Annotated in this window: 2 protein-coding genes and 2 pseudogenes; 1 reads left to right on the top strand and 3 read right to left on the bottom strand. The window is 64.5% G+C overall.

All coding sequences use genetic code 11. The features are described 5' to 3' along the window. From Acit_RS11330 to Acit_RS11320, 3 genes and pseudogenes are all read right to left on the bottom strand, one after another. Positions 1-2,414: pseudogene (locus Acit_RS11330) on the bottom strand (hypothetical protein); the annotation flags it as partial. A 65-nt stretch (positions 2,415-2,479) separates the two neighbouring features. After that, positions 2,480-3,374, bottom strand: a pseudogene (locus Acit_RS11325) (IS630 family transposase). 210 nt (positions 3,375-3,584) lie between these two features. Next, positions 3,585-4,448, bottom strand: coding sequence for a glycosyltransferase (locus tag Acit_RS11320; RefSeq protein ID WP_248109125.1), 864 nt, complete (start codon positions 4,446-4,448; stop codon positions 3,585-3,587). Positions 4,449-4,594: 146 nt separating this feature from the next. Here Acit_RS11320 and Acit_RS11315 point away from each other — a divergent pair, with 146 nt between their 5' ends. Then, a complete protein-coding gene (locus tag Acit_RS11315; RefSeq protein ID WP_248109124.1) occupies positions 4,595-6,013 on the top strand; it encodes an IS1182 family transposase in 1,419 nt (472 codons plus the stop codon). Positions 6,014-6,072: the final 59 nt, after the last annotated feature.

Raw genomic sequence — 6,072 nt, 5'->3', positions numbered from 1 at the left:
ACCATCCAGTAGCCGTCCCCGCCCGGTGCCGCCACCATCCCCACGATGGGGGCGGCCAGGTGCCGGTTCGGCCCCAGGACCCCGGGCACCGAGCCCAGGTAGGGGGCGTTGCCGAAGGCGAACACCCCGCCGTCGGCCCCGACCATCCAGTAGCCCTGGCCCGAGGCCGTGGGGGCGATCCCCACGATGGGGGCGGCGGGGGAGACCCCCATGGCGGACAGGGACCCCTCATTGGGGGCACCGCCCGCCGCGGCCACCGACCCGTTGGAGCCCACCAGCCAGTAGCCGGGCCCGGCGGGGTTGGCCACGATGGTACGCACCGCCCCGGAGATCTGCCCCTGGATGGGTGCGTTGGGGTTGGCCGACTCCTGCGGGGGCCGGGGCGCGGGGGTCGGGGCAGGGGAGCCACCGGAGCCCCCCGAGCTGCCGGAGCCGGTCCCCGAGGAGGTCCCGGTCCCGCTGCCCGTGCCGGTGCTGGAGGTCCCCGAGGAGCCGCCGGAGCCCGAGAGGCCAGGAAGGGTGGTGGAGGAGCCCGAGCCCGAGGAGCTGCCGGAGGAGGTCCCCGAGGAGGTCCCGGTCCCGCCGCTGCCCGTGCCGGTGCTGGAGGTCCCCGAGGAGCCGCCGGAGCCGGTCCCCGAGGAGCCGCCGCCGGTGGAGGGGGTGGTGCTGGAGCCGGTCCCCGAGGAAGAGGTCCCGGTCCCGCCGCTGCCCGTGCCGGTGCTGGAGGCCGCCGGGGTGGGCTGGCCCTCCACCGACAACGAGGGGCTGGTCCACCACAGCAGGTGCTGGACCACCGCCTGCTCGTCGGCGGGCATGTAGGGCAGCTCCTGGGCCAGCGAGAAGGTGATGTCGCTAGGGTAGGGCTGGGCCGGGAAAGCCTCCATCAAGACCGAGGTGCTGGGCCCGTTCCAGGTCTCCCCATTCTCCAGGCTGCCGCTGGCCGAGCTGGTGCTGCCCACCCCCATGACGCAGTACTCGTCGGCGCAGGTCTCGGGGACCAGCAGGGTACCCGTGGGCCCGCTGAGCCAGCTCTCCATGGTGGAGGGGTCGGTCAGGGACTCCGACTGGGGCAGGGTGAGCCTCGACAGCTGCAGCAGGTGGCCCCAGCAGCCGCCCAGGGAGGGCTGGGGATACTGGGCGAAGCAGGCGATGTTGGGGGACGAGTCGGTGCTGGGGTCCCAGCCGTCCTCGTACAGGAACTCCAGCATGGCATCGACCGGGTTGGTGTCGCTCCCGATCCACACCCCGCCCCAGGCGTCGTAGGACCCCATGTTGGGCTGCTGCCAGACGCTGTTGGGGTCGTTGACCGGGAGCCCGGTCTGGGGGTCGAACCCGGTGGCCTGCTCGGTGCCATTGCCCGGCCAGGGCACCGGCTCGGGGTCGGAGGCCGCATCGGCCGACTGCTGAGCCGCCTGGTTCAGGGTGGCGGACATGGCCACGAACGGGTACTGGCCGTAGTCCAGCAGCCAGGTGTCGATGGCCACGAACATCTGCTCGTTATAGGGGAGCTGCAGGAAGTTCGAGGGCAGCTGGTAGGGCAGGGGCTGCAGGACCGGGAGGCCATCCACCTCGGTGCCGGGGGTTGCCCCCGACCCGAAGCTGCGCATCGCCCAGGACATGTCGTTCTCCAGGTCCTGCAGGCACACCTGCTGGTCAGAGCACCCGGTGCCGGTGAAGTTGGTGTTCCACGGCCAGTCGAACTGGTCGGTGTTGAAGGAGGTGGCCATGTCCCAGACCCCGGCCGCCCGGGGCGGGGAGCCCTCGAAGCAGATGCCGCTGATCCCGGCGCCGGAGGTGGCCCGCATCCCACCGGTGGAGGCAGAGGTGGTCGGGTACCCGTTCCCCGCGCTGTTGACGAAGCTGGAGCAGGCCCCGGTGCCCCCGATCGAGGTGGGGTCCTGCTGCTCGCCCGGGGTGGTGTCCCCCCCCTGGACCCCGAAGAAGGGCATCGGGGCTCCGGTGCCCCGGTCCCAGCCGCCCCAGAACAGGGGGGTCGAGGTGCTGTAGCTGGTGTAGGGCAGAGGGGCGGTCGGGTCCTGGGGCAGGTCCTGGGGCCAGAACACCGGGGTCTCGTTGGGCACCGGCCCGCTGGTGTACCAGGCGTAGGGCGCCCCGGACAGCGGCGAGATGCAGTTAGACCCGGTGCCCAGGTACTCCTCCCCGTCGATGGAGGGCGCGGCCCCCCCGTAGGTGGGGCCGACGGGGGTAGAAGCCATGACGCAGCCGCCGGCGGCCTCGACCGGGGGCATCGGGGTGCCCCAGTTGTCCCGGGCCAAGCGCAGGCGCGGCTGGACGGCGGAGGGGTGGGCAGCCGCCAGGGGCAGCAGGGCGGCCAGCAGGGCCGCGACACTGGCCCCGGCGCGCACCCAGCGCCGGGGTCGGTTCGGTCGGTGGGGTGTCGTCGAGCCCTCCATGGCGCCGCTCCTTCCTTGCACAGTTACTAATGGGGCCACTGATTACTGGACAGCTGGGGTGGTGGTCATTCGATGAGGATGTAGCTGAGGTCGGGTGAGCGGAAGAACCCGCGGATGATGTCTTTCGAGGACTGTAGCCGAGCGACTGCGTTTTGGATGACGGTCTTCATCTCGTCGACCGAACGGGCAACCACCCGCCCTACTCGGTCATGCTTGATGTTCTTCCACACCCACTCGTCGGGATTCAGCTCGGGGGAGTACGGCGGAAGGTAGAACAGTTGAAGTTGCCTTGTGGGCAGAATGCCCATCGACGATCAGATAAATGTTACCTCTCACGTCATGAAGGAGCTTCTCGAGGTACTCGATGAAGCTCGTGGCATTGAGCGGACCGACGAAACAAAAATGCAGCTTACCGTTTTTGGAGACCGCGGAGATCATGTTGATCGAGGCTCGTCGGCCTGTTCCCCGCACGACCGGGGTCTTGCCCCGCTCCGCCCAGGTCGTCCCCGCATGATGATCGGTGCGCACTGCGGCCTCGTCGCAGAAAAAGATGCTGGCACCAGCCTTCTTCGCCGCGGCAGCGATCCCGGGGTACTCCTCTTCCTTCCAGCGCCGAGCGGCCTCGGGGTCTTGCTCGTAGGCTCGGACCAAGGGGCGCTGGGGAGAAAGGCCCATTCGCTTCAGCAACCGGCCCACCGCCGACTTGGACATCTCAACCCCGTAGCGCTCTTTGATCAGCTCCCGAACCATGTCACGGGTCCAAAGCGCGAACTCGAAGCGCAGCTGGCGAGGGTCCTTGCCGATGATCGTCTGGCGAAGCCCCGCCACCTGACGGGGGGAAAGCTTCGGGGACGCCCCTTTTGCCTTGCCAACGACAAACGCTTTCTCCCCGATCTTCTGGTAGGCGGCCCACCAGCCATAGACCGTGGAACGCCCCCACGCCGAACGCTGCAGCGACATCGCCAACCGCGACGCCTCGCTCCAGCAAGCGAACCACCTGAGCACGCTTCTCTTCCAAGCCGCGGCGCTTCACACGCTCACGCTTGACCCGGGATCTCTCAACGCTGGCGATACCCCCAGTATAACCCCAATCCCCAAAGACGTCCAGTAGTCAACGCACCCTTTAGTAACGCAACAGGTCTCGCACTTGTTTATATCCGATTCTTGACGCTAAGCTCCCGTTTCAGAAGGCTCCGAGCAAGCCGCGAGGAGATGTCGCAACTGAGTCTCGGCATCAGCGAGGAGAGGATGGCTGCCCGGCTCGCCATTTGGGCCGTCGGACAGCAACGCGATTGTTGCCATGGTGACGGCCTCCGATTTGTAAGTAACTTTTCGTATAACACCATCGCTTCTGCTTGTTGGCAATGTGCTTACGACCGGGACTCCAGCTGATAAATAATCCTTCACTTTCAACGAGTCTCCATATTTATACATCGCATATCCAGGATCATATAGAGCTAGTCCAACACGCACACCAGTCAGCATACCAGCGAGTTCGGTCGTTGATTCGATCACACCACAGTATTTTACCCTTGGGACACCTCTAATTTGCCTTTCAAACCAACCCCTTTCCTTTCCATCGCCAGCAACAACTATTTCCACGCCCTTGAGCGAAAGACGCTCACATACCTCTACAAGTAGCTCAACACCTTGATGCCGAGACAAACCTCCAACATATGCAACTCGGTTAGGTCTCAATGCCCAGGGAGGAGAGTCAGTAACCGACAAAGGAAGGTTGCTGAGAACCATCACTTCCGATTTACTGACCTGATACGTTTTGCCTAGCGCCGAAACGGCGAATTCAGATATTACGGCTATTATATCAGCAATCATAATAGCTTCACCGATTAACCTGCTGTAGAGAAACCCTTCTAGGTGTTTTCCTAACCTTTGTTCCGAGAAATCAACGAGCCATAAGACTTTCTTTTTAATAAATGAAGATGTCAATTTGAAAGCTGCGTTCCCAATGAGAAACGCTACAGGGTCGCACCCGACGAGTATCAGTTCTCGGTTTCGGAATTTTGCCTCAACCATTTTTGCGAACCTATAGATTTCGTAAGTTGACTTTAACTCCGACCAGTAGAGCCTGTTGCACGAACCTCCGGGGTGATCTGCGAAGTGCCGGGTAGCGCGCGCGTGGGGTCCACCACTTGGGCGGGTGTGGTGGCCAGGATGGGGTGGTGGCCTACAACTTCGTGACCTCGGAGCGGGACCAGCTCTACTTGCTGCCACCTTCACTCTCGGAGTGGCTGCCTGAGGACCACTTGGCGTGGTTCGTTCTTGATTGTGTCGAGGAGATGGACCTCGACGCTTTCTACGCGAAGTACCGCGAGGATGGTTGGGGTGGCGCGGCGCATGATCCGAGGACCATGGTCGCGTTGCTTGTCTACGCCTACTGCCTGGGGGTGCGTAGCTCTCGCCAGATTGAGCGGGCGTGCCAGGTCGATGTCGGGTTCCGGGTGATCTGTGGGGGGCTGTTCCCCGACCATACGACGATCGCCCGGTTCCGTCAGCGTCACGAGGAGGCATTGAAGACGATCTTTACTGCGTCGCTGCGCTTGTGCGCCAAGGCTGGGATGACGAGGGTGGGCCTGGTCGCGCTGGATGGGACGAAGATGGCGGCTCCCGCCTCCATGCAGAAGAACCGCACCAAGGACGCGATCGACGAAGAAGTCGACAAGATGTTCGCCGAGGCGGAGGCGATCGACGCCGCTGAGGACGCCCGGTTCGGGGAGGCGCGCGGGGATGAGCCGCCGGCGGTGCTTCGAGGACGTGCTGAGCGAAAGCGCCGGTTCAAGGCCGCGAAGGAGCTGCTCGACAAGGAGCTCGAAGAGGAGCGAAAAGCCTATGAGGCCCGGCTCGCTGAGCGCCGGGCAGAAGAGGAACGGCGCGGCAAGAAGCTGCGGGGCCGCAAGCCCAAGGCACCCAAGGACAAGGCCGGAGCGAAAGAGAAGAAGGTCAACACGACCGACCCGGAGTCCAAGGTCATGTCGAGCACCAAGGGGTTCCTCCAGGGATACAACGCGCAGGCGGTCGCGAACGAGGACCAGGTGGTGGTGGCAGCCGAGGTGACCGATGAGCGAAACGACCTGGGCCTGCTCCACCCGATGATCGAGGCGACCAAGACCTCGCTCGCTGCAGCTGGTATCGAGGATCGGCCCGGGAAGCTCTTGGCCGACGCGGGCTACTGCTCGGAGGGGAACCTGGCCGCCTTGGACGAGGAGGACCCAGACGCATACATCGCGACGCGCAACATGAAGAAGAACCCGACCCCGCGTACTGGCCGGCGCGGCCCGCTCAAGAAGGACGCGACGCTCATCGAGCAGATGGACCGCAAGGTTTCAAGCAAGGCGGGGCGGGATCTCTACAAGCGGCGCCAGGCGATCATCGAGCCGGTCTTCGGCCAGATCAAAGACGTCCGCAAGATCCGCTCGTTCATGCGCAGAGGCAAGCAAGCCGCGGACTCGGAGTGGAAGCTCATCTGCGGGACCCACAACCTATTAAAACTCTACCGCCGAGCGCTTCGTGACGCCGCCGTCGCTCCCTACAGCCGGTTAGCCCGAAGTTACGGCCACTTCTCTGGCGCCGTGTGCTGCTGAGCAGGGAGGATGGCGGTCTCACACTCGTTGGTTGTAGGTACTAACGTGTTGACGGGTGC

Source organism: Aciditerrimonas ferrireducens (assembly GCF_023130475.1).
In the GTDB taxonomy this organism is placed as follows: Bacteria; Actinomycetota; Acidimicrobiia; order Acidimicrobiales; family UBA8190; genus Aciditerrimonas; species Aciditerrimonas ferrireducens.
Note: the sequence above shows the minus strand (reverse complement) of the source record. Positions and strands in the feature narration are given on the sequence as shown.

What these genes read in the sequence shown, in the direction of transcription:
- Acit_RS11320 (WP_248109125.1), bottom strand. Translation starts at nt 4,448, where the DNA reads ATGGTTGAGGCAAAATTCCGAAACCGAGAACTGATACTCGTCGGGTGC.